General features: G+C 71.5%; 17 protein-coding genes and 4 pseudogenes. 13 read left to right on the top strand and 8 right to left on the bottom strand.

What is annotated here, in order from left to right; all coding sequences use genetic code 11:
* The first annotated feature begins 3 nt into the window (after positions 1 to 3).
* The gene (locus tag ACX28W_RS00605; protein WP_458996753.1) at positions 4 to 1,131 is read left to right on the top strand and encodes an LLM class flavin-dependent oxidoreductase; all 1,128 of its coding nucleotides are present in this window, start codon (positions 4 to 6) and stop codon (positions 1,129 to 1,131) included.
* Between the two features lie 39 nt (positions 1,132 to 1,170).
* On the opposite strand, the pseudogene ACX28W_RS00600 reads toward ACX28W_RS00605, so the two are convergent.
* From ACX28W_RS00600 to ACX28W_RS00590, 3 genes and pseudogenes are all read right to left on the bottom strand, one after another.
* Positions 1,171 to 2,208 (bottom strand): annotated as a pseudogene (locus ACX28W_RS00600) (RNA polymerase sigma factor); the annotation flags it as partial.
* Positions 2,193 to 2,483: a hypothetical protein gene (locus ACX28W_RS00595; protein ID WP_458996993.1), complete on the bottom strand. Its 291-nt coding sequence runs from the start codon at positions 2,481 to 2,483 to the stop codon at positions 2,193 to 2,195. The pseudogene ACX28W_RS00600 and the gene ACX28W_RS00595, both read right to left, overlap by 16 nt.
* A gap of 154 nt (positions 2,484 to 2,637) precedes the next feature.
* The gene (locus tag ACX28W_RS00590) at positions 2,638 to 3,429 is read right to left on the bottom strand and encodes a CDP-alcohol phosphatidyltransferase family protein (RefSeq protein ID WP_458996752.1); all 792 of its coding nucleotides are present in this window, start codon (positions 3,427 to 3,429) and stop codon (positions 2,638 to 2,640) included.
* 106 nt (positions 3,430 to 3,535) lie between these two features.
* On the opposite strand from ACX28W_RS00590, the gene ACX28W_RS00585 reads away from it, so the two are divergent.
* From ACX28W_RS00585 to ACX28W_RS00565, 5 genes and pseudogenes are all read left to right on the top strand, one after another.
* Positions 3,536 to 4,516 carry a zinc-dependent alcohol dehydrogenase gene (locus tag ACX28W_RS00585; protein ID WP_458996751.1) on the top strand — a complete coding sequence of 327 codons (981 nt, stop codon included), beginning with the start codon at positions 3,536 to 3,538 and terminating at the stop codon, positions 4,514 to 4,516.
* A 137-nt stretch (positions 4,517 to 4,653) separates the two neighbouring features.
* Positions 4,654 to 5,052, top strand: a complete 399-nt coding sequence (locus tag ACX28W_RS00580; protein ID WP_458996750.1) for a 6-pyruvoyl trahydropterin synthase family protein — start codon at positions 4,654 to 4,656, stop codon at positions 5,050 to 5,052.
* On the top strand, positions 5,049 to 6,251 hold the full coding sequence (locus tag ACX28W_RS00575) for a glycosyltransferase family 4 protein (RefSeq protein ID WP_458996749.1): 1,203 nt from the start codon (positions 5,049 to 5,051) through the stop codon (positions 6,249 to 6,251). Before ACX28W_RS00580 ends, ACX28W_RS00575 begins: the two co-directional genes overlap by 4 nt.
* A gap of 2 nt (positions 6,252 to 6,253) precedes the next feature.
* Positions 6,254 to 7,222 carry a class I SAM-dependent methyltransferase gene (locus ACX28W_RS00570; protein ID WP_458996983.1) on the top strand — a complete coding sequence of 323 codons (969 nt, stop codon included), beginning with the start codon at positions 6,254 to 6,256 and terminating at the stop codon, positions 7,220 to 7,222.
* Positions 7,223 to 7,251: 29 nt separating this feature from the next.
* Positions 7,252 to 8,208 (top strand): annotated as a pseudogene (locus tag ACX28W_RS00565) (lysylphosphatidylglycerol synthase transmembrane domain-containing protein); the annotation flags it as partial.
* A 137-nt stretch (positions 8,209 to 8,345) separates the two neighbouring features.
* Here ACX28W_RS00565 and ACX28W_RS00560 read toward each other — a convergent pair.
* Complete coding sequence (locus ACX28W_RS00560; RefSeq protein ID WP_458996748.1) at positions 8,346 to 9,131, bottom strand: creatininase family protein; 786 nt, start codon at positions 9,129 to 9,131, stop codon at positions 8,346 to 8,348.
* 49 nt (positions 9,132 to 9,180) lie between these two features.
* Here ACX28W_RS00560 and ribA point away from each other — a divergent pair, with 49 nt between their 5' ends.
* From ribA to ACX28W_RS00535, 5 genes and pseudogenes are all read left to right on the top strand, one after another.
* On the top strand, positions 9,181 to 9,870 hold the full coding sequence (gene ribA / locus ACX28W_RS00555) for a GTP cyclohydrolase II (protein ID WP_458996747.1): 690 nt from the start codon (positions 9,181 to 9,183) through the stop codon (positions 9,868 to 9,870).
* Between the two features lie 81 nt (positions 9,871 to 9,951).
* On the top strand, positions 9,952 to 10,929 hold the full coding sequence (locus tag ACX28W_RS00550) for an ornithine cyclodeaminase family protein (RefSeq protein WP_458996746.1): 978 nt from the start codon (positions 9,952 to 9,954) through the stop codon (positions 10,927 to 10,929).
* A pseudogene (locus ACX28W_RS00545) lies at positions 10,926 to 12,073 on the top strand (NAD(P)/FAD-dependent oxidoreductase). Before ACX28W_RS00550 ends, ACX28W_RS00545 begins: the two are co-directional and overlap by 4 nt.
* Positions 12,070 to 13,146, top strand: coding sequence for a saccharopine dehydrogenase (locus tag ACX28W_RS00540; protein WP_458996745.1), 1,077 nt, complete (start codon positions 12,070 to 12,072; stop codon positions 13,144 to 13,146). Before ACX28W_RS00545 ends, ACX28W_RS00540 begins: the two are co-directional and overlap by 4 nt.
* Before the next feature lies 1 nt (position 13,147).
* On the top strand, positions 13,148 to 14,290 hold the full coding sequence (locus ACX28W_RS00535; protein ID WP_458996744.1) for a saccharopine dehydrogenase family protein: 1,143 nt from the start codon (positions 13,148 to 13,150) through the stop codon (positions 14,288 to 14,290).
* Positions 14,291 to 14,296: 6 nt separating this feature from the next.
* On the opposite strand, the gene ACX28W_RS00530 is transcribed toward ACX28W_RS00535, so the two are convergent.
* The 3 genes and pseudogenes from ACX28W_RS00530 to ACX28W_RS00520 all read right to left on the bottom strand — a co-directional run bounded on the left by ACX28W_RS00530 (position 14,297) and on the right by ACX28W_RS00520 (position 17,651).
* Positions 14,297 to 15,523 carry a serine hydrolase domain-containing protein gene (locus tag ACX28W_RS00530; protein WP_458996743.1) on the bottom strand — a complete coding sequence of 409 codons (1,227 nt, stop codon included), beginning with the start codon at positions 15,521 to 15,523 and terminating at the stop codon, positions 14,297 to 14,299.
* Between the two features lie 220 nt (positions 15,524 to 15,743).
* Positions 15,744 to 17,073, bottom strand: a pseudogene (locus ACX28W_RS00525) (MFS transporter); the annotation flags it as partial.
* On the bottom strand, positions 17,070 to 17,651 hold the full coding sequence (locus ACX28W_RS00520; RefSeq protein ID WP_458996742.1) for a TetR/AcrR family transcriptional regulator: 582 nt from the start codon (positions 17,649 to 17,651) through the stop codon (positions 17,070 to 17,072). The pseudogene ACX28W_RS00525 and the gene ACX28W_RS00520, both read right to left, overlap by 4 nt.
* A 74-nt stretch (positions 17,652 to 17,725) precedes the next feature.
* On the opposite strand from ACX28W_RS00520, the gene ACX28W_RS00515 reads away from it, so the two are divergent.
* Positions 17,726 to 18,166 (top strand): PPOX class F420-dependent oxidoreductase, encoded by a 441-nt coding sequence (locus ACX28W_RS00515; RefSeq protein WP_458996741.1) that lies wholly within the window; start codon positions 17,726 to 17,728, stop codon positions 18,164 to 18,166.
* 117 nt (positions 18,167 to 18,283) lie between these two features.
* Positions 18,284 to 20,398, top strand: a complete 2,115-nt coding sequence (locus ACX28W_RS00510) for a tetratricopeptide repeat protein (protein ID WP_458996740.1) — start codon at positions 18,284 to 18,286, stop codon at positions 20,396 to 20,398.
* Here the strand turns inward: ACX28W_RS00510 and ACX28W_RS00505 are convergent.
* Positions 20,373 to 21,683: a hypothetical protein gene (locus ACX28W_RS00505; protein WP_458996739.1), complete on the bottom strand. Its 1,311-nt coding sequence runs from the start codon at positions 21,681 to 21,683 to the stop codon at positions 20,373 to 20,375. The genes ACX28W_RS00510 and ACX28W_RS00505 overlap by 26 nt on opposite strands.
* Positions 21,684 to 21,961 lie beyond the last annotated feature (278 nt).

The raw sequence follows: 21,961 nt of genomic DNA, 5'->3' as shown, positions 1-21,961 counted from the left end.
CCCATGTCCGACATCCCCCTCGGCGTCCTCGACCTCGTCCCGATCTCCTCCGGTTCCACGGCGGCCGAGGCCCTGCGCAACTCCATCGAGCTGGCCCGGCGGGCCGAGCGATGGGGATACGCCCGCTACTGGTTCGCCGAGCACCATCTCAACCCGGGGGTGGCCGGCACCTCACCCGCGGTGGTGCTGGCCCTGACCGCCTCCGCCACCTCCACGATCCGGCTCGGCTCCGGGGCCGTGCAGCTCGGCCACCGCACGGCGCTCTCCACGGTGGAGGAGTTCGGCCTGATCGACGCCCTGCACCCCGGCCGCCTCGACCTGGGCCTCGGCCGCTCCGGCGGACGTCCGCCGGGACAGCCCGCGGCCCCGTTGTCGACCGCGACCCCCGTGGTCGACGGCCGCGCTCCGAACGGCCTGCGCATCCCGCCCCGGTTCTCCTTCGAGCACCTGCTCGGCTCCCCCCGGATCGCCCTCCAGCGCACGCTGCTCCAGCAGCCGCACGCCCAGTCGCAGGACTACGGCGAGCAGATCGACGACATCCTCGCGCTGCTCGCGGGGACGTACCGGTCGGCGGACGGCGTCGAGGCGCATGTCGTCCCGGGCGAGGGCGCCGACGTAGAGGTGTGGATCCTGGGCAGCAGCGGCGGGCAGAGTGCCGAAGTCGCGGGTCGACGCGGTCTGCGGTTCGCGGCGAACTACCACGTCAGCCCGGCGACGGTGCTGGAGGCGGCCGAGGGGTACCGCGCCGCCTTCCGGCCGTCCGACGTCCTGGAGAAGCCCTATGTCAGCGTGTCGGCTGACGTGGTCGTCGCCGAGGACGACGAGACCGCCCGTGAGCTCGCCACCGGCTACGGACTCTGGGTCCGCAGCATCCGCACGGCCGAGGGCGCCATCGAGTTCCCCACTCCCGCGCAGGCCCGCGCCCATGTCTGGAGCGACGGGGACCGGGCGCTGGTCGAGGACCGCGTCCAGACCCAGTTCGTGGGCTCCCCGGGACGCGTCGCCGACCAGCTGGAGCAGCTCCGGGAAGCGACCGGCGCCGACGAGTTGCTGATCACCACCATCACGCACACCCATGCCGACCGGGTGCGGTCGTACGAACTGCTGGCCGAGGAGTGGCGACGCCGATGAGAAAGCCGATGAGAAAGCCGATGGGAAAACGGACGGGGATCAGCTGACGTCGAGGTAGTCCCGAAGCGCCTGGGAGCGTGAGGGGTGGCGCAGCTTGGACATCGTCTTGGACTCGATCTGGCGGATGCGCTCGCGGGTCACTCCGTACACCTGGCCGATCTCCTCCAATGTCCTTGCCTGTCCGTCCACGAGGCCGTAGCGCAGGGTGATGATCCCGGCCTCGCGGGCGGTCATGTTGGCGAGGACGTCCTGGATGGCGTCCTTCAGCAGCAGGAACGTGACCATGTCCGACGGGGAGACCGTCTCGCTGTCCTCCAGCACATCGCCGAGTTCGGTGCCGCCGTCCTCGCCCAGTGGCATGTGCAGCGAGACGGGTTCCTTGGTGTAGCCGTCGATCTCGGTGATTCTCTCCACGGGCAGATCCAGCTTGTCCGCCAGCTGCTCCGGCGTGGGATCGGTCCCGGTGTCCTGGATCATTTCCCGGCGGACCTTGGCCATTCTGTTGATGACCTCCACCATGTGGACGGGAATGCGGATGGTCCGGCTCTGGTCGGCCAGCGCCCGCGAAATCGCCTGTCGGATCCACCAGGTCGCATAGGTCGAGAACTTGAAACCTTTGGCGTAGTCGAATTTCTCCACCGCGCGGATCAAGCCCGTATTGCCCTCCTGGATCAGATCCAGGAACAGCATCCCGTGCCTGCTGTAGCGCTTGGCGATGGAGACGACCAGCCGCAGGTTCGCCTCGACGAGATGGGATTTCGCCAGGTGTCCGTCCGCCGCGAGGAGCTCCAACTCCCGCCGGAATTCCGGGGTCGGGCCCGGGTCCTCCTCGATTTTTTGCTCGGCGAACAGGCCCGCCTCGATCCGCTTCGCCAGCTCCACCTCCTGCTCGGCGCTGAGGAGGGAGACCCGGGCGATCTGCTTGAGATAGTCCCGTACTTGATCGATCGTCGCGCCGCCCGAGGTGAGCCGAGCGCTGGGCGCGTCGTCGTCCTCCTCCGGATACGGAGCGGGCGCAGGCGGCTCCTGTTCCCAGGCCTGGGTGTCCGTCTCCATGGCACTCAGCTCCTCTCCGGAAGCGTTCGAAGGAACTGCCCGGTGCGGGAGCGCGGAGGGGCAGCCACCTGTCCGGGGGCGCCCTCGGCGAAGAAGTCCAGGCTCTCCTCGATGGTCGTGCTCAGGACGTCGGCTATGGACTTGTCTTTGAAGTGTACTTCGAGGGTCTCGCGGTTGTGCTGCTTACCCGAACCCGATTCACCGGTGAGAACGAGGAGCGTGTCCCGGGGCAACGTCACCGAGATGTCACGGAGATTGTGCCGGCGGGCGCCTTTGATGACGAGACGGTCTTTCACACATCCGGACCCTGACGCGCCATAGAGCGTGGGGCTGCCAAATCGTTATCAACTGTCTGACCGTCAGTCCGCGGCTTCCGGCCGGTCAGTGGCGGCTGCGATGCGCATCCGCCCTGGAAGAGCCGCCGGGAGCTCGGCTTCACCGCACTCCGCTTCACCGCGCTTCGACGAGCTCGCGGGAGTCGTGGCGCTGCTCGTGGGCCACGTGGGCCTCGATGGCGGCACGGGTTTCGTGGGCGTGGGTGCGCCACAGCCAGGCGATGTCACGGCCGAACGACCAGACGAGCGAGGCGAGCGCCAGGAACACCGTCGCGGCGTTCGCCAGGTGCGGCAGTACCCCGGCGCCCGCGACGAGCAGCGCGATTCCCTGCACGGCTGCCACCGTCTTGCGCGCCATGCTGTGCGGCAGCGAGGCGTTCAGCCAGGGCAGGAACCGGGCCGCCGCCACGAAGGCGTACCGCATGGTGCCGATGAGCAGGACCCAGGGGCCGAGCGACATGGAGACGTACACGCTCAGCACCAGGACCAGGAACGCGTCGACCTCCATGTCGAAGCGGGCGCCCAGCGCGGTGGACGTTCCGGTGCGACGGGCCACCTTGCCGTCGACCCCGTCCAGGATCAGGGCGACCGCCGTCAGACCGACGAGCAGGGTCACCGGGGGCGAGCTCTGGAAGGAGTCCGCGACCAGCGCGGTGACGCCGCCGACCAGGATCGCCCGGCCGAGGGTCACACGGTTGGCCGGCCCGAAGGAGCGGGGCCGCGAGCGGCGCAGGGCGCGGGTCAGTACCGCCCAGGTGGCGAGCGCGAAGGCCAGGCCGGTCAGCCAGCCCGCAGGCCCCATCCCGATCGCCGTGCCCAGCAGAGCCAGCACCAGGAGCTGAAGACCCGCTCCTACTGTGGTCTCCTGCGCCAGGAGCCTCGCGTCGTAAGTGTTGTTCAGGGCCACCGCACATCCTCCGGCCAGATGACAGAGTCGATCACCGCCGCGTACAGTGCGCGGCTTGTCACCGGTCCGTACGTGAAGATCTGCTGATTCGTTCAGGGGGACGTTCATGGAACTCTCAGCTCGCGCCTTCTGGCTCCGGTCGCCGGGGCACGGCGAGATACGCGAGATCGCGCTGCCGGCGCCCACCGAGGGAGAGGTGCTGGTGCGCGCCCTCTACTCCGGGGTGAGCCGGGGAACCGAGACCCTCGTCTTCCGAGGTGGCGTGCCGGAAAGTCAGCATGCCTCGATGCGTGCACCGTTCCAGGACGGCGTATTCCCCGCACCCGTGAAGTACGGCTATCTCAGCGTCGGCCGAGTGGAGGAAGGGCCGGCGGAACTGCTCGGGCGGACCGTCTTCTGCCTCTATCCACACCAGACGCGGTACGTCGTCCCGGTGAGCGCCGTGACCGTCGTACCGGAGTCCGTCCCCGCCGCCCGCGCCGTCCTCGCCGGGACCGTGGAGACCGCGGTGAACGCCCTGTGGGACGCCGCGCCACTGGTCGGCGACCGGATCGCCGTCGTGGGCGGCGGCATGGTCGGCTGCTCCGTGGCCGCGCTCCTCGCCCGCTTCCCCGGCGTACGGGTCCAGCTCGTCGACGCCGATCCCGCGCGCGGTGAGATCGCCCGCGCCCTCGGCGTCGACTTCGCGCTCCCTGAGGACGCCGCGGACGAATGCGACCTCGTCGTGCACGCCAGCGCCACCGAAGCGGGGCTCACCCGGTCCCTGGAACTCCTCGCCCAGGAAGGGACCGTGCTCGAACTGAGCTGGTACGGCGACCGGCGGGTCAGCCTGCCGCTGGGGGAGGCCTTCCACTCACGGCGGCTGCAGATCCGCAGCAGCCAGGTGGGTTCCGTTTCCCCGGCGCGGCGCGCGAGCCGGACGTACGCCGACCGGCTCGCGCTCGCCCTCGAACTGCTCGCCGATCCCGCCTTCGACGCGCTGGTCACCGGCGAGTGCGGCTTCGAGGAGCTGCCCGACGTGATGGCGAAGCTCGCCTCCGGTTCGATACCCGGGATGTGCCATCGCGTCGTCTACGGCGATGTGTGAGCACGGAACAACCTGCCTGACCTCTGAAGACTCCAAAGAAAGGGGAACGGGCAGCTGAACAAGGAGAACGGGGCAGCCGTACTAGACGGCGTGGTCCCGGCAGGGGATCAGACGTGCCGCACCTGGAGGGTCGTCCGTTGTTCAGCATCACCGTCCGCGATCACCTCATGATCGCTCACAGCTTCCGTGGCGAGGTCTTCGGACCCGCGCAGCGCCTGCACGGGGCGACGTTCCTGGTGGACGCCACGTTTCGCCGCGCCGAGCTGGACGACGACAACATCGTCGTCGACATCGGACTGGCCACGCAGGAACTCGGCGCCGTCGTGAGCGCGTTGAACTACCGCAATCTCGACAACGAGCCGGACTTCAAGAACACCAACACGTCGACGGAGTTCCTGGCCAAGGTCATCGCCGACCGCCTGGCCGACCGCGTGCACGCCGGGGCACTGGGCGAGGGCGCGCACGGCCTCGCGGGTATCACGGTCACCCTGCACGAGTCGCACATCGCCTGGGCGAGTTACGAGCGTGCGCTGTGACCGACACGACCATCGACCAGGCGTCCCCGAGCAACGACCGGGCGTCCCTGAACTACGTGCCCGTTCAGCATGCGGCTCTCAAGAGCGCCGCGATCATCCCCATGTCCCTGCGCCTGGTGCACTTCGTCATGCCCGGCGGCGTCGACGACCCGACCGCGCCGAGCGGCGGCAACGCCTACGACCGGCGGCTCTGCCTGGACCTGCCCGGCTTCGGCTGGCAGGTCCACCGGCACACCGTCGCGGGCAACTGGCCGCGGCCGGCAGCCGACGCCCGTGCGGAACTCGCCCGTACGCTCCGTGAGTTGCCCGACGACACGACCGTCCTCCTCGACGGGATCGTCGCCTGCGGAGTCCCCGAGATCATCGTCCCCGAGGCCGAACGGCTGCGCCTGGCCGTCCTGGTGCACCTGCCGCTCGGTGACGAGACGGGGCTCGCGCCCGAGACGGCCGCCGAGCTGGACGCCCGGGAACGTACGACGCTGCGGGCCGTGTCGGCCGTCGTGGCCACCAGCGACTGGGCGGTGCGGCGGCTCGTGGCCCACCACGGGCTCGCCCCCGACCGGGTCCATCTCGCCACGCCCGGCGCCGACATCGCACCGCTCGCCTCCGGCACCGACGGCGTCTCGCGGCTGCTGTGCGTCGCCGCGGTCACCCCGCGCAAGGGCCAGCACCGGCTGATCGAGGCCCTCGCCACCGTCACCGACCTGCCCTGGAGCTGCGTCTGCGTCGGCGGACTCGGTCAGGATCCGGCGTACGTCGACCAACTCCGCGCCCTGATCGAGAAGCACGGCCTCGGAGACCGGCTGCACCTCGCCGGACCGCAGGCGGGCGCCGAGCTCGACGCGAGCTACGCCGCGGCGGACCTCATGGTCCTCACGTCCTATGCCGAGACGTACGGCATGGCCGTCACCGAGGCGCTCGCGCGCGGGATTCCGGTGCTGGCGACGGACGTCGGCGGGCTTCCCGAAGCGGTCGGGCGGGCGCCCGACGGCGGGGTGCCCGGCATCCTCGTACCACCGGAGGATCCGGCCGCCCTCGCCGCGGAACTGCGCGGCTGGTTCGGCGAGGCCGATGTGCGCCGCCGGCTGAAGGCGGCCGCGCGTGGGCGCCGCGCCGCGCTGGACGGCTGGGCGACCACCGCCCGGAGCCTGGCCGGTGTGCTGGGACGGCTTCCGCAGGAACCCCGGAGGGCGGCATGAGTATGACGGCGACTCCGTCGGGGGTTCCGGGACAGGACGCGAACGTGGTGGCGTCCGATGTGTTGCCGGGTGCGGGTGTGGGTGTGACAGCGGGGGCGCCGGGGGTTCCGGGGCAACGCGAGGGTGCGCCCGACGACGACGTGCCCCGTTACGCCCCCCAGTGGCTCCAGTTGCGCGAGGGCCCGGACGCCGCGGCACGGGCGCCCGAGCTGCTCGACCCGCTGCGCATCCGCCTGGCGAACCGGCCCGGGCGGGGCGGCGACCTGGTCATTCACGACCTCGGCTGCGGAACAGGCTCCATGGGCCGCTGGCTCGCCCCGCGTCTCGACGGCGCCCAGCACTGGATCCTGCACGACCGGGACCCCTATCTGCTGCACTTCGCGACCGTGGGAGCGCCCCGCGCGGCCGCCGACGGCAGCCGGGTCGATGTCACCACACAGCGCGGTGACATCGGCCGACTGACCGCGGACGCCCTGACCGGGGCCTCGCTGGTGACGGCGTCCGCGCTGCTGGACGTCCTCACCCTCGAGGAGATCGACCGGCTCGCGGCGGCCTGCGCGGGCGCCGGAGTCCCGGCGCTGCTCACGCTCTCCGTCGTGGGACGCGTCGAGTTCGCGCCGGCCGACCCGCTGGACGCCGAGTTCGCCGAGGCGTTCAACGCGCACCAGCGGCGCGGTGAACTGCTCGGCCCCGACGCGATCACCGCGGCCTGCGAGGCCTTCGACCGGCACGGCGCGACGGTACGGGTGCATCCGAGCCCCTGGCGGCTCGGCCCCGACGACGCCGCGCTCACGCAGGAGTGGCTGCGCGGCTGGGTCGGCGCGGCCGTCGAGCAGCGACCCGAGCTGGCGGCGCGTGCAGAGTCGTATCTGCAGTCCCGGCTGGCGGCCTGCGCCGCGGGCGAGTTGCGGGCGGTGGTGCACCACAGTGACCTGCTGGCGCTGCCCCGGCCGACGGTGGGTGCGGCGTGAGCGCGGGGGTGGAGACGGCGGAGGCGACCATGGACGCGGTCCGCACCCGCACGAACGGTACGAGCGCGGGCGCCGTCCGCCTCCTCGAGCCTACGGCCGCCGTCCCGGCCCACGGTGACGCGGACTCGCCCCGCGCCCGCGGCAAGGCCGGCGCCCTTCGTGCCCGGCTCGACTCCCGTAGGTTCCGTACCCACTTCGGCACCGCCGCCGGCGTCGCCATCCTGGTCGTGCTGCTCTGGCGGCTCGGCACCGGAGTCTTTCTGGACGGGCTGCGGCGGGTGGATGGCCCGACCCTGCTGGCAGGGCTCGGTCTCGGTCTGCTCACCACGGTGTTCAGTGCCTGGCGCTGGTGGCTGGTGGCCCGTGGGCTGCGGATCCGGCTGCCGCTCGGAGGGGCCGTGGCGGACTACTACCGTGCGCTGTTCCTGAACGCGGCGCTGCCCGGCGGTGTCCTCGGCGATGTACACCGTGCCGTACGACACGGACAGAGCGCCGGGGACATCGGCCGCGGCGTCCGCGCGGTGGTCCTCGAACGGACCGCGGGCCAGGCGGTGTTGGCGGCCGTCGGAGCGGCGGTCCTGCTCACCCTGCCGTCACCGGTCCTCGCGGACGCCCGCCACCTCGCTCTGATCCTGGCCGTCGTCTCGGTGTGCGCGGTGGTGACGGTGGGCGCAGTGCGCCGGGTCAGGGCGTCCGGCCCGTCCCCGCGGTACGCGGCCGTCCGCGCCGCGTTCACCGAGGCGCGCGGCGCGCTGCTCGCCCGCGGCAACTGGCCGGGCGTGCTGATCTCGTCGGTCGTGGTCCTGGCGGGACACCTCGCGATGTTCCTGCTCGCCGCCCGGGTCGCCGGATCCACCGCCTCCGTCGCCCAGTTGCTGCCCCTGGCGCTGCTGGCCCTGCTCGCCATGGGGCTGCCGCTGAACGTCGGTGGCTGGGGCCCCAGAGAAGGCGTCATGGCGTGGGCTTTCGGTGCCGCCGGGCTGGGCGCCGGCATGGGCCTGAGCGTCGCCGTGATCTATGGAGTGCTCAGCTTCGCCGCCGCCCTGCCCGGCGTCGCGGTCCTGGTCGTCCGGTGGTTCGCGGCGCTGCGGCGCCCCAGGGAGCAGAGTGCGGGAGGGCACGATCAATGCCGAGAGTCAGCGTCCGCCGACGGCGGCGTCTTCGCGGTCACCAAGGAGAAGTACGCCCCGAAGGCCTCGGTCAGCCCGGCCAGGATTTCCTTCCCCTTCTCGGCGGAGGCCATCGAGGGGCGGCCGATGACGCCGGACTCGGTATAGGCCGACATGCCGAGGGTGAGCAAATGGCGCCGGTCGTCCGCCAGGAAGTCGGAGGTCTCGTAGCCGGGCCGGACCAATTCGGGATGAGCGTGCAACAGAATGGAGGTCTCGATTTCTCCCGCGTGCATATCACTGAGCAGCGAGGTCTGTACACCGGCCCGCTCCCGCGCCCCGTCCCAGTCCTCCATGCCGGGGAAAAGCGCCATATGCGTGCCACTGCCGGCGGATTCCTGAACCACATTGCCCAGTACGTAATTTCCGCCGTGCCCGTTGACCAGCACCAGGGTGTCGACGCCCGAGCGGCGGAGCGAGTCGGCTATGTCCCGTATCACCGCGTGGAGTGTGACGGAGGAGATGCTGACGGTCCCCGGCCACGCCGCGTGCTCGTGCGAACAGGAGATCGTCACCGGAGGAAGGAGATGCACCGGATAAGCGGCGGCGACTTCGCGCGCGATCGCGCACGCGACCAGCGTGTCCGTCGCCAACGGAAGGAAGGGACCGTGCTGTTCGAAGCTGCCGACGGGAAGCACGGCGACCTCACGGGCGACACCGGACCCCCGCTCCCGTACGTCCTCCGTGGTGTCCACCGGCAACAGACCGGACACCGTCGAGTGCGTTCCCGAACTACTCATGTTTCACGGCCTTTCGACTCTGCTTTCGACTCTGCTTAGGAACCAGATCATGACAGATAAACTTGAAGTACTCGCCCAGGCCGCACACCTCTCAGGTGTCGAACGGATCGTGAACGCCCCACTGCCCACCGTGTACGGCGATTTCCAGGCGGTCGGATTCCTGGACCACGATCGCGGTGAGGAACAAGTGGCCCTGGTTTACGGCGAGGTCGGAGATCTGGCCGGTGCCGGCGGCGACGCGGCGAAGGAAGGCGTACTCGCCCGGCTCCATTCGGAGTGCCTCACCGGCGACGCCTTCGGGTCCACGCACTGCGAATGCGGCGACCAGCTCGCCGCGGCGCTGCGCGCCATCGTCGCCGAGGGGCGCGGCGTCCTCGTCTACCTCCGCGGCCACGAGGGCCGCGGCATCGGCCTGCTCGCCAAGCTGCAGGCGATGAAGCTCCAGTCGGAGGGCCTCGACACCGTGGAGGCGAATCTCGCCCTCGGCCTCCCGGTGGACGCCCGTGACTACGGCGTCGCGGCGGACATCCTGCACGACCTCGGCGTACGGTCCGTCCGGCTGTTGTCGAACAACCCGCGCAAGCGGGAGGCGCTGCAACGCCACGGCATCAAGGTCGCCGAACAGGTTCCGCTGCTGATACCGCCGTGCGCGGAGAACATCACCTATCTGCGTACCAAACGGGAGCGGCTCGACCACTTCCTGCCGCACCTGGACGCCGTGGCTTCCCACCGGTCCTGAGCGGTTCCGCGGCGGACGGGGGCGTCACCCGGACGCGCCGGGCCGGGTGAGAGCGGCGTGCGCGGGGGAAAGGTACGAGGAATGACCGACGACGTGCTGTACCTCTCCCGGGACCGGGTGACGGAGCTGCTGGACATCGACGCCGCGATCGCCTCGCAGCGCGCGGCGTTCACCGCGCTCGGCGACGGCACCGCCGAGCTCCCCGGCAAGATCATGCACCCCAGCCGCTTCGACGACAGCGTCGTCTTCGCCTACCTCGCACGGCTGTCCGCGGACACCGGGGCCGTCGCCAAGTTCGGCAGCGTCAACCCGGGCAACGCGACGGCCGGACTGCCCACGGTGCACGCGGTGATCAACGCGCTCGATCCGGTGACCGGGCAGCTCGCCGCCGTCATGGACGGCACGGCGGTCACGACCCTGCGCACCGCCGCCGCGAGCGCCGTCGCCTTCGACGCGCTGGCCGGCGCCGACAGCGCGGAACTGGGCCTGATCGGCTCCGGAACGCAGGCACTCGCGCACGCGCGGGCCGTCGCCCGGGTGCGGGAGCTGCGGTCCGTGCGGGTGTGGAGCCCGAACCCGGGTCGGCGGGCGCAATCGGCACAGCGCCTCGCCACCGAACTCGGTGTCGCCGCCAAGGCCGTCGACACGGCCGAGGAAGCCGCCGCCGGCCTGCCCATGATCGCGGCCTGCACCCTCAGCAGCACGCCTGTCGTGCGGGGCGAGTGGCTGGCGCCCGGATGTGTGGTCGTCACCGTGGGGTCCTTCGAGCCCACCCGGAGCGAGGTCGACGCGGAGACCGTACGGCGGGCGGCGGCGGTGGTGGTCGACGACCCGGCGACGGCGGCGGAGCACGCCGGACCGGTGGTGGACGCCCTGCGCGACGGACTGCTCGCCCGCGAGGACCTGATTCCGCTCGGCGCCGTACTCATCGGCCGGCACCCGGCCCGTAGGCATCCCGACGACATCGTCCTCTACACCAGCGTCGGGCTCGGTATCCAGGACGCCGCGGCCGCCTGGGCCGTGATCGACGCGGCCCGCGCGGATCGGACGCGCCGGTGAACAGGACCGCGGAGGTCGTCGTCATCGGCGGCGGGGTGATGGGCACGAGCATCGCCTACCACCTGGCACGGGCGGGCGTACGGGATGTCGTCCTGGTCGAGCGCGACGAGCTGGCCTCCGGGTCGACCTCGCGGGCCGCGGGCGGGGTGCGTGCGCAGTTCTCCGACGAGCTCAACATCCAGCTCGGCGCCCGAAGTCTGGAGGCGTTCGCCCGGTTCGGCGAGGAACTCGGCCAGGACATCGGGCTGCACCGGGTCGGCTATCTGTTCCTGCTCTCGACGCCCGAGGAGGTCGCCGCCTTCGAGGGCGGGGTACGGCTGCAGAACGCGCTCGGGGTGCCCAGCCGGCTGATCGACCCGACCGAGGCGCACCGGCTGTCGCCGCTGATCACCACAGACGGGCTGCTGGCCGCGGCCTTCTCCCCGGAGGACGGGCACTGCACGCCCGAGTCCGTGGTCCAGGGGTACGCGGCCGGAGCCCGCCGCCATGGCGCGAGGGTGCTGCGACACTGCGAGGTCACCGGCATCGAGAGGCGCGGCCACGACATCACCGCCGTGGCCCCACCAGCCAGGGCCGCATCAGCACGGACACGGTCGTCTGCGCGGCCGGCGCCTGGTCCCGGGCCGTCGGCGCGATGGTGGGCGTGGACCTTCCGGTGGAGCCGCTGCGCCGCCAGATCGCCGTCACCGAAGCCGTCCCGGGACTGCCGCCCGACCTCCCCATGACCATCGACTTCACCACCAGCCTGTACTTCCACGCCGAGGGCCCCGGCCTCCTCCTCGGCATGTCCGACCCCGACGAGACCCCCGGCTTCGCCACCGGGACCCATGACCGCTGGATCCCGCGCCTGGCCGAGGCCATGCGGCGACGCGCTCCCGCCCTGCTCGACCTGCGCAGGACGGGCGGCTGGGCGGGCCTGTACGAGATCACGCCGGACCACAACGCACTGATCGGCGAGGCGAGTTCATGCTCGCGCTTCCTCTACGCGACCGGGTTCTCGGGCCACGGCTTCCTCCAGGGGCCGGCGGTCGGCGAGGTGGTCCGCGATCTGTACCTGGGCCGCGTACCCTTCGTCGACATCGGCCCCCTGAGCGTCGAGCGTTTCGCCGCCGACGCCCCGCGCCCGGAGGCCAACCTCGTATGACACAGCTCCACTTGTGGCTGCGCCACGAGACCCGGACGACCGAGCGGCGCACACCGATCGTGCCCTCGGACGCCCGACGGCTCGTCGACAGCGGCGTGCCGGTAACGGTCGAGGAGTCACCGCAGCGGGTGTTCCCCATCGAGGCGTACGAGGAGGCCGGGTGCGGTGTCGCGGCGGCCGGCTCCTGGGGCTCGGCACCCTCGGACGTGGTGGTCGTCGGGCTCAAGGAAATCCCCGATGAGCCCGCCGCGTTGACGCACCGTCACGTCTTCTTCGGGCATGCGTACAAGCGACAGCCCGGCGCCGAGGCGCTGCTCGGCAGGTTCCTCGCCGGGGGCGGGGCTCTGCTCGACCTCGAGTATCTGGTGGACGACGAGGGGCGCAGGCTCGCCGCCTTCGGCTACTGGGCCGGATATCTGGGCGCGGCCCTGGCGGTGCTGCATCACCGGGGCGAGCTGAAGGCCCCGTTGCGGCCGACATCGAAGGAGCGGCTGGACGCCGACCTCGCCGCCAGTGAAGGTGAGTTACGGGCTCTGGTGATCGGCGCCCTGGGGCGCAGCGGCCGGGGTGCCCGGGTCGCGCTGGGTGTGGCCGGGGTCGAGCCCACCTGCTGGGACCTCGACGAGACCCGTGATCTGGACCGAAGGGCCCTGCTGGAGCACGAGCTGATGGTCAACACCGTGCTGACGACCCGGCCGATCCCGCCCTTCCTCACGGACAAGGACCTCGACGAACCCGGCCGCCGCCTCAGCACGCTGTGCGACGTGACCTGCGACGTCGGATCGCCCCTGAACGTGCTGCCGATCTACGACACCACGACGGACTGGACGCGCCCCGTCCGTCGTGTGCGCGAGCGGCCCGCCCTCGACCTGATCGCCATCGACAATCTGCCGTCCTTGCTGCCCCGGGAGGCGAGCGTCGACTTCTCGGCGGCGCTGTCGCCGCAACTCCTGGAATTCGAGGTCGGTGGACCGTGGGGGCGCTGTCTGGACCGGTTCCATCAGGCCTGCCGTGAACTCGGGGCCGAGGAAGGGGAGTTCCGTGACGTCCGAGGGAAGTTCGGGGAGGCCTGAGGTGACTGCCGCGAGTGGCACCGTGCACTGGATCGGTGCGGGCCTGTCCACCGGCAGCGGTCTCGCCGCGACGTGCGACGCCGCCGATCGCGTACGCATGTGGCACCGCACCGAGGAGCGGGCGTTGCGTAGCCTGGAGGCGCTGGGACTGGCCGGACGGGCCGAGCCCCGCGCGTACACCCTGCCGGCGCTCAGCGCCGAACTCGTACGCGGAGATGTCGTCGTCTCCATGCTGCCCGCGCACGAACACGCTTCGCTGCTCACCGTCTGTATCGAGCGCGGCGCCCACTTCGCCTGCTCCAGCTATGTGTCGGAGGCGGTCCTCGACCAGGTGGCCGCGGCCGAGGCGGCGGGTGTCGTGGTGCTGACCGAGTGCGGGCTGGACCCGGGCATCGACCATCTCTTCGCGCACAGCCTGATCGCCCGGGCCCGGGAGGCGATCGACGCCGGGTCCACCGCCTCGTACCGCCTCACCTCGTACTGCGGCGGCATCCCCGCGGTGCCCAACGACTTCAGGTACCGCTTCAGCTGGGCGCCGACGGGTGTGCTGAACGCCCTTCGCTCGCCCGCCCGTTACGTGGAGGACGGCGCCGAGACCACGGCCGACCGTCCGTGGGAGGCGACCCGACCCCACGTGATCGACGGCGAGACCTTCGAGGTCTATCCCAACCGTGACAGCGTTCCCTTCCTCGACCAGTACGGGCTTCCCGGGGCATGGAGACCGGAGACCTTCGTCCGGGGCACCCTCCGTCTCGACGGCTGGCTGCACGCCTGGGACGCCGTCTTCGAGGAGCTGAAGGCCGGCGACGACCGGCGTATCGCCGTCCTCGCCCAGGAGTTGGCGGCGGCCCACCCGACGACCGACGCGGACCGCGACCGTGTCGTGCTCGCCGTCTCGCTGGACGCGCGCGGCGGCTCCGGTGAGTCCTGGTCCGGCCGCTACCTCCTCGACCTCGTGGGCACCGCCGACGAGAGCGCCATGGCCCGCTGTGTCTCCCGCACGCTCGCGCTCGGCGTCCGCCACATCCTCGACGGCTCGCTCCCGCCCGGGCTGAGCCGCGCCGCCGAGACGGCGGCGCGGTCCGAGGAGTGGCTGGCCGAACTTGCCCGGGACGGGATGGACTTCACCTTCCGAGCCACGTGACCTGGCTCAGTCGGACACCGCCTCGTGCACGAGCCGCTTGAGCTCGGGAAAGATCGAATGGGACGACGTCGGGCGGACCTGGGTGTAGAACTGCACGGTCAGGTCCTGGCGCGGGTCGACCCAGAACGTCGTACCGGCGACCCCGCTCCAGCCGAACGCGCCCTGGCTGGAAGGGGCTTGGGTGATCTCGGGGTCCACCACGACGGAGACACCGAGGCCGAAGCCGAGGCCCGCGTTGCCGGGTTCCTGGTGCAGTGGGCTGCCGAAGGTACGGCGGTCGGCGTTGCCCGGGAGGTGGTTGGAGACCATCGAGTCCACGGTCTCGGGGCGCAGCAGCCGGACTCCGTCGAGTTCGCCGCGGCGACGGAGCATCTCCATGAAGCGGTGATAGTCGTGGGCGGTGGCCACCATGCCGCCGCTTCCGGAGACGAAGCGCGGGCGGCCGTGCAGTGGGAGTCCGGCGATCGGGGTGATCCGGCCCTCGGCGCCCTCCGCGTAGAGCTCGGCGAGCCGGTCCGCCTGGTTCTCCGTGACACAGAATCCGGCGTCCGTCATCCCCAGCGGGCCGAAGATCCGCTCGGCGAGGAACTCGTCGAGGTCACGGCCGGACACCACCTCGATCAGACGGCCCAGCACGTTGGTGGAGACCGAGTAGTTCCACTGGGTGCCCGGCTCGAACTGCAGCGGCAGCCCGGCATACACGTCGCAGGTCCCGGCCAGGTCCGCGCCCGGCGCCACCGACGACTCCAGACCGGCGTCGCGGTAGAGCGCGTCGACGGGGTGCGAGTAGTAGAAGCCGAAGGTCAGGCCCGAGGTATGGGTCAACAGGTGCCGGATCAGGAGGGGTTGTTCGGCGGGGCGGGTCTTCGTCTCGGCGCCGGACCCGCTGACGTAGACCCGCGGGTGGGTGAACGCGGGGAGGAAACGGGCGACCGGGTCGTCGAGTCGGAAGTGTCCCTCTTCCAGGAGCATCAGCGCGGCGACCGAGGTGACCGGCTTCGTCATCGAGTAGATGCGCCACAAGGTGTCGGTCTCGACGGGGAGTCGGGCCTCCCGGTCGCGCCAGCCGTACGCGGTGAGGTGCGCGACCCGGCCGTGCCGGGACAGGGCCACCAGACAACCGGGCAGTCGCCGGTCGTCGACCAGGTGGGCGAAGTGCTGGTCCAGCCGGGCCAGCGCCTTCGCATCCAGGCCCGCCTCGCTCGGCTCGACCTCTTGTCGCAGGTGTCCCATGGCTCTCCTCCGGGCTGCGGCTCTTGGACTACCTCACTGTCATCGTCTCGCACGGACTTCCACCGCGTCCTGTGGGGGGACGCCGGTCGGCGGTCACCGTTCCGATACGCCCTGGCAGTCGCAGCGCGAGCGGCAGCCCGATCGCGGACACGGCCGCCAGAACCGTCAGCGGCGGCCCCGTAGCGACACCGTCCGTGAGGGCCATCACCGTGGTCGCCACGGAGATCCCCAGAGTGGGCCCGACATTCATCGCGGTCTGCTGGAGTCCGCCCGCCACCCCCGCCGAGGACGCGGAAGCGTGCCGCACGACGACCGCCAGGACGGCGGACACGGGCGCGCCCACCACCATCATGACGGCCCCCGGCAGCGCGTGCAGGCTGGTCCGCAGCGGGTCCAGACGCAGGACTTCCTGCAGGAATTGACGCCCTCTCCTGCCCGAGGGCAGGAGATTCCGGTCCGTACCGCTACGCGGTACCACCTCGGGTTCCTGTTTCACAGGCCACTGCCGACCGGTGAGGATCGGTCTTACACGGCCTCCGCAGGCCTGACTTCCCGCCCGTCCGGCGGTAGATCCGACAACTACGTTGCCGGACAAGGCGATCCTGCCATGGTGCTGCGCCCCTCCGGGCCGCTACCGGCAGGATGCCCTACACCTCCACCCTGAAGGGTGGAGCACTGGGCAAGTGTTCGGTAGCCCTGCCGACGAACAGCGCGCCGAGCATCGCCGCCGACGCCGCCACCAGAATGCCGAGCGCCGCGCCGATGGCCGCGGAGCCGAGCACATCGGGCGGGAGCAGCGGGTTCGCGGTCCGGCGTTCATGGCGTACGAACACGGCTCCCGTGGCCGCGACCACCACCAGTTCGAGTGCTGTCGCGGTCGTCCAGCCGGTTTCCGGTATCCCGACCAGTGTCCGGACCAGACACACCAGCGCCACCGCGAGCAGGCAGGCCCCGGACAGATCGAGCCCGCCCGCCGGGACTTTGCCCCGCGCCGGGGCCCGGACGGTGAGAACCAGCGTGCCCATGACGAGTGCGGGCACGACATTGAGGAAGAAGACGGCTCGCCAGCCGAGGTGGGTGACCAGCGCCCCGCCGACGACCGGGCCGGCGGCGGCCGCGAGACCGATGGCGCTGGTGCGCAGCGCGATGGGCATACCGAGCCGGTCCGGCGGATACGCGGCGCGCAGCATTCCGAGCGTGGTCGGCTGGAGCAGCGCGCCGAAGATCCCCTGGGCGACCCGCAGCCCGATCACCCAGCCGATGCCGGGCGCCAGGCCGATCCCTGCCGACGTTGCGCCGAAGCCCAGGATGCCCATGGCGAAGAGCCGCTGGTGGCCGTACCGGTCCCCGAGGCGCCCCGCGAACACCAACAGGCTCGCCACCGCGATGAGATAGCCGGTGCTGGTCCACTGGACCTGTGAGAACGACGCGTTCAGCTCGCGTTGCAGCGTGGGCTGGGCGACCGTGAGTACGGTGCCGTCCAGGGCGACGATCACGGCCCCGACGACACTGCTCGTGAGCGTGAGCCGACGCCGGGCCGGTGACCTCACCGCTCCTCCGGCCCGAGGTGCGCGTCCAGCGCGGCATTCAACAGGGGTACGAAGTCATCGGCGTCGGTGGTGACTTGGAGGCTGTCCCAGCCCCACAGCTGGGCGATCCCGTGCAGGTTCGCCCACAGGGCGCCCGCGACGACCGGGGCGTCGGCCTCGGGGCGCACCTGGCCGACCAGGTCCACCAGCGCGCCGAACATCGGCAGGCTCGTCTCCCGCAGGCCCAACCGGTTGCTCTCCAGCAGGTCGTGACGGAACATCAGCTCGTACATTCCGCGGTGGGCCAGCGCGAAGTCGAGGTAGACCTTCGCGAGCGTGGCGAGCTGGGCACGGGGGCCGGCCTCCCTGCCGTGGCCGACCGCCTCCGTCGCCCGGGCCCCGAGGTCGGTGAAGCCCCGGCGGGCGATGGCCGACAGCAGTTCCAGGTGGGTCGGGAAGTAGCGGCGCGGCGCCCCGTGGGAGACGCCGGCGCGGCGGGCGATCTCCCGCAGGGTCAGCGCCTGTGCGCCCTCCGCGGTCACCAGATCGACCCCGACCTCGATCAGGCGGGCCTTCAAGCCTGCCTCCTGCTCGCTCATAGACACTGTCTACCAGCCGCGAGTAGACAGTGTCTACTCGGAATGTCCGTCTCCCCCCGACGGTTGACGAACACATGACTCAGGACGCGACGCAGGACGCACTGCTCACGCTGCTCTCCGAGTACAAGGGCGGGGTGCTCGTCACCCTCAAGAAGGACGGACGGCCCCAGCTGTCGAACGTCAGCCACGCCTACTACCCCGACGAGCGGATCATCCGGGTCTCGCTCACCGACGACCGGGCCAAGACCCGCAATCTGCGCCGGGACCTACGCGCCTCCTACCACGTGACCAGCGAGGACCGGTGGGCGTACACGGTCGCCGAGGGCACGGCCGACCTCACGCCCGTCGCCGCGGACCCCCAGGACGAGACCGTCGAGGAGCTCATCCGCGTCTACCGGGACGTCCTGGGGGAGCATCCCGACTGGGACGACTACCGGGCGGCGATGGTCCGCGACCGCCGTCTGGTGCTACGGCTTCATGTGGAGCGCGCGTACGGCATTGCGCGCGAACGCTGATCCGGCGCCCGAAAGTCGAGGACGGGCCCTCACCTCGCGGTGTCGCAACTACTGTTGATCTCGGACGGTGTCATCCGGAGGCACCGCCGCGGCGTCGGAAGCGGGGAGTGCGGGGGCATGCTGGATCCCATCTCGTTGGGGGCCATCACGGCGGTACTCGGCGCCGTCGGATCGGGAATGGCCAACGAAGCGGGCAAGTGGGCCTGGGAGTCCACCGGAGGACTGGTGCGCCGGATCGCGGGGCGGGAGGTCGCCGCGCCGACGACCGCGGAGCAGATGACTTCCGTGGCGCAACTGGTGCACGAGCGACTGCACGACGATCCGCAACTCGCCCACACCTGGTCCCTGTTCGCCCGAGGGGTGTCGTTTCACGGAGCCGGTTCACGGCCGGAGCGGCCCCGTCTTCCTGCGTCCGTACGCTTTTTCACGGACCGTCAGGACGCGTTGAAGAGCCTCGACAAGGAGGTCTCGCGCACCTTCGACGGCAGCCCCCGGGTGGCCCTCCTGCACGGGCGGGAAGGAATGGGCACCAGCACACTGGCCGTGCACTGGGGCTGGCGCCAGGCGGACCGCTTCCCGGACGGGCAGCTCTACGCCGACCTGCGTGGCCCCGGCGCGCGTGACGCCGGAGCTGTCCTCAGCTCGCTGCTGCGCCAACTCGGCCTCCCCGACGAGGAGATACCGCCCGCCACCTCGGACCGCGCCGACCGCTTCCGGCGGCACGTGGCCGACCGGCGCCTGCTGCTCGTCCTCGACCACGCCCAGTCCGCCGCGCAGATCCTGCCCCTGCTGACCTCCGCACCCGGGGTTTTCACGGTCGTCGTCACCCGGCGCCCGCTCACCGGCGTGGACGCCCTGCCGGTCCAGGTCGGCCCGCTGGCCAAGCGGGACGCGGTCCACCTGCTCACCCACCTCGTCGGCAAGCCCGCGATCACCGCGGCCAAGGCCACGCTGCCCGCCGTACTGGACCGTTGCGGCGGCTCGCCGTACGCCCTGCGGGCCGCCGCGCCCCGTCTCGCCGCACCCTCCGCGGAGAGGTCACCCGTGCCCGACAGCGATCCGGTGCGCGCGGCGGCCGAGGACTCCTACCGGCTGCTGGCCCCCGACGCGGCCCGCGTCTACCGGTTGACCGGCCTCTACGACTGGCCCGCCTTCGACGCCGCGACCGCCGCACGCGCGGCGGACATCGAGCCGGGCGAGGCGGATCGGATCCTGGAGGAGCTCGCCGACGCGCTCCTGCTGGAACGCACGGGCGCGGGGCGCTACCACTACCGGCCCGTCGTCCGCGCGCACGCCGAAGCCGCCGCGGCCGCCACCGACGGCATCGCCGGCTGCTCGGCCGCGGTGTCCCGGACCGTCGAGGGCTATCTGCACCTGGCTGTCGGCGCCGCGCAGGCGGCCCTCCCGGAGAGCTGGCGAGTCCCCTCCGGCGCCTCACCGGTCTCCTTCACGGACCGGGGTGAGGCGGTGTCCGCGCTCGCCACCGAAGCACGCAACCTCGTCCAGGCCGTCCACGCCGCCGAGGAGTTCGGCGACCGGGACACCGTCCTGCGGCTCTGTCAGGCGCTGTGGCCGCTCCAGCTCAAAGCGGGCCACCACGACATCCTCCTGCCCGCTCTCCGGACCGGTGCGCGCACCGCCGACGCCCACGTCCCGGGAACCCGCGCGGCCGGCGCGCTGCACGCCCAAATGGCCCACACGCTGACCGAGTTGCGGCGCTGGGAGGAGGCCGAACCGGAAGCGCTCGCGGCCGCAGCGGACGAGCGTGCGGCCGGACATGTACGCGGACACGCCTCCGCCGTCGAGTTCCTCGGCCTGCTGCGCCTCAGGCAGTGGCGCTGGCAGGAGGCGTACGACTGCTTCGAGGAGGCGTCCGGCATCCTCGACGGCATCGGCCCCGACGGCGAGGGCGCCCGCGATCTGCCGCGTGCCCGCGCCCTGTTGGAGCGCCACCGCGGTCGCGCCCTGCGCAATCTCGACCGCAGGGACGAGGCGCTGGAACGACTGGAGCGCGCGCTGAGGTTCTTCCGGGAGAGCGGAGAGGCGTACAACACGGCACGCACCCTCACCGACCTTGCCGAAACCCACCTGTCCGGCGGCGAGTTCACGGCCGCGCTGTCGCTCGTCGACGAGGCGATCGCGGCCCTCGCACCGGAACAGGCCGCGTATCAGCTCGCGGCTCTGCGGACGTTGCGCGAGCGCTGCCTCAACTCCGGTGGCCCCCAGGGGTGATCCGGACGCGGTGGAGCGTCGGGCCGGTGCGCATCGCCAGGCCGGGCCCGACCAGTTCATCGAGAGACTTGCCCGCAGCGAGCCAGGCGTGCAGGGCGGAGGCGTACGCGGCCGGATCGGCGTCCGCGGTCGACTCGGCGGTGAGGTGGAGAAGGCCTTCGGCGCGGGTGCGGACGGTGCAGCTGCCGGGACCGGTGACATAGGCGGCGAGCGCGCACCCCGGGAAACGGGTCAGCACCTCCGACGTCCACAGTGCCGGTGAGCCGAAGCGCGGGTCGGTGGACTCGGCGTACCTGAACACGACGTCCGCCAGGGCGAGTCGGGACGGATCGCGGGTGTCCTCGTGTACCGCCGTGTGCGCCTCGCCCGGGCCCTCCGGCTCGGGGCACGGGTCGGCGTGCCGCACGACCGAGACCTCGCCCGAGCCGAGAAGTCGCGTCAGGACACGCAACGGTGCGGTGCGGGACGGGGGTTCGTAGGGCGGCAGCGGGAGCGGTTCGAGAAGTGCGGGCACATCCGGCTCGGGGATGCCGATGATGTCGTAGAAGAGACGGCGCAGCCGGGCCGCCGACTCGCCGGGAACGGAGCTGGTGAACCCGGCGGGTCCCGGCAGCGGCCGGTGGGTGGCGAGCAGTGACTCCACCTGGGGGAGCAGAGGGGCTCCGGGGGCGAGCCGTGGCGCTTCCCGCATGAACTCGGAGACGGGTGCGGCGGGGTCGAGACCCGACAGTGGTGCCGCTCCGAGGAGTACGGGGGTGCCGAGCGCGGCGGCGTAGTAAGTGACCGAGCCGTGGTCGCCGATCACCGCGTCCGCCGCGATCACGGCCTGGCGCCAGCCCTCCAGCGGGTCGATCAGCGTCAGCCCCGCCCGGCGCGCCCGGTCCAGCCAGGCGCGGATCTGGCCCGGGCCGTGGCCGTGCCAGATGTTGGGGTGCAGCACGGCCGCGAGCCGGTACTCGTCCGCCGGGAACTCCGCGGTCAGTCGCGGGAGCAGGGACGGGAGTACGTCATCGCCGCTGCCGTCGCCGAAGAGCGACTCCGGGTTCCAGGTGGAGTTGAGGAGGATCAGCCGTTGTCCGGTCCGTACGCCGAGGGCACGGCGGTAGCGGTCGCGGTACGGGCGGGCCGCAAGGATGCGGTCGAAGCACGGGTCTCCGGCGAGTACGGCCGTCTGCGCCGCCTCGGGACAGGCGATGCGCAGACGCTCGTACTGCTCCGGATGCGACAGCACCAGCGCGTCGGCGATGGGCTCCCCGTCCTCGTCCAGGAGCCACTCGGGAGACATCCCGAACACAGGCACCGGCCCCCGGCGTCCGGTATCCGGTATCCGGTATCCGGTATCCGGTATCCGGTATCGCCAGCGTCTTAGTGTAGCCAACACCATGGGACAATACGGTCAACTTGCCGGAGAATTCGCGGAGTTGGCCGCCAAAACTCGCCGAGATCACCAGGGACACCGGCGTCGCGACCGCCTGCTCCCAAGGCAGCACAGGCACTTCGACGGCGGCGAGCAGCTCGGCGACACCCGATCGGAACGCCGACGATCCGGTGCACGTCACCAGC

The organism is Streptomyces sp. SD15, assembly GCF_054462255.1.
This window is presented reverse-complemented; position numbering and strand designations above follow the sequence as displayed.

What these genes read in the sequence shown, in the direction of transcription:
- ACX28W_RS00605 (WP_458996753.1), top strand. Translation starts at nt 4, where the DNA reads ATGTCCGACATCCCCCTCGGCGTCCTCGACCTCGTCCCGATCTCCTCC.
- ACX28W_RS00585 (WP_458996751.1), top strand. Translation starts at nt 3,536, where the DNA reads ATGGAACTCTCAGCTCGCGCCTTCTGGCTCCGGTCGCCGGGGCACGGC.
- ACX28W_RS00570 (WP_458996983.1), top strand. Translation starts at nt 6,254, where the DNA reads ATGACGGCGACTCCGTCGGGGGTTCCGGGACAGGACGCGAACGTGGTG.
- ACX28W_RS00560 (WP_458996748.1), bottom strand. Translation starts at nt 9,131, where the DNA reads ATGAGTAGTTCGGGAACGCACTCGACGGTGTCCGGTCTGTTGCCGGTG.
- ribA (WP_458996747.1), top strand. Translation starts at nt 9,181, where the DNA reads ATGACAGATAAACTTGAAGTACTCGCCCAGGCCGCACACCTCTCAGGT.
- ACX28W_RS00550 (WP_458996746.1), top strand. Translation starts at nt 9,952, where the DNA reads ATGACCGACGACGTGCTGTACCTCTCCCGGGACCGGGTGACGGAGCTG.
- ACX28W_RS00540 (WP_458996745.1), top strand. Translation starts at nt 12,070, where the DNA reads ATGACACAGCTCCACTTGTGGCTGCGCCACGAGACCCGGACGACCGAG.
- ACX28W_RS00530 (WP_458996743.1), bottom strand. Translation starts at nt 15,523, where the DNA reads ATGGGACACCTGCGACAAGAGGTCGAGCCGAGCGAGGCGGGCCTGGAT.
- ACX28W_RS00520 (WP_458996742.1), bottom strand. Translation starts at nt 17,651, where the DNA reads ATGAGCGAGCAGGAGGCAGGCTTGAAGGCCCGCCTGATCGAGGTCGGG.
- ACX28W_RS00515 (WP_458996741.1), top strand. Translation starts at nt 17,726, where the DNA reads ATGACTCAGGACGCGACGCAGGACGCACTGCTCACGCTGCTCTCCGAG.
- ACX28W_RS00510 (WP_458996740.1), top strand. Translation starts at nt 18,284, where the DNA reads ATGCTGGATCCCATCTCGTTGGGGGCCATCACGGCGGTACTCGGCGCC.
- ACX28W_RS00505 (WP_458996739.1), bottom strand. Translation starts at nt 21,683, where the DNA reads ATGTCTCCCGAGTGGCTCCTGGACGAGGACGGGGAGCCCATCGCCGAC.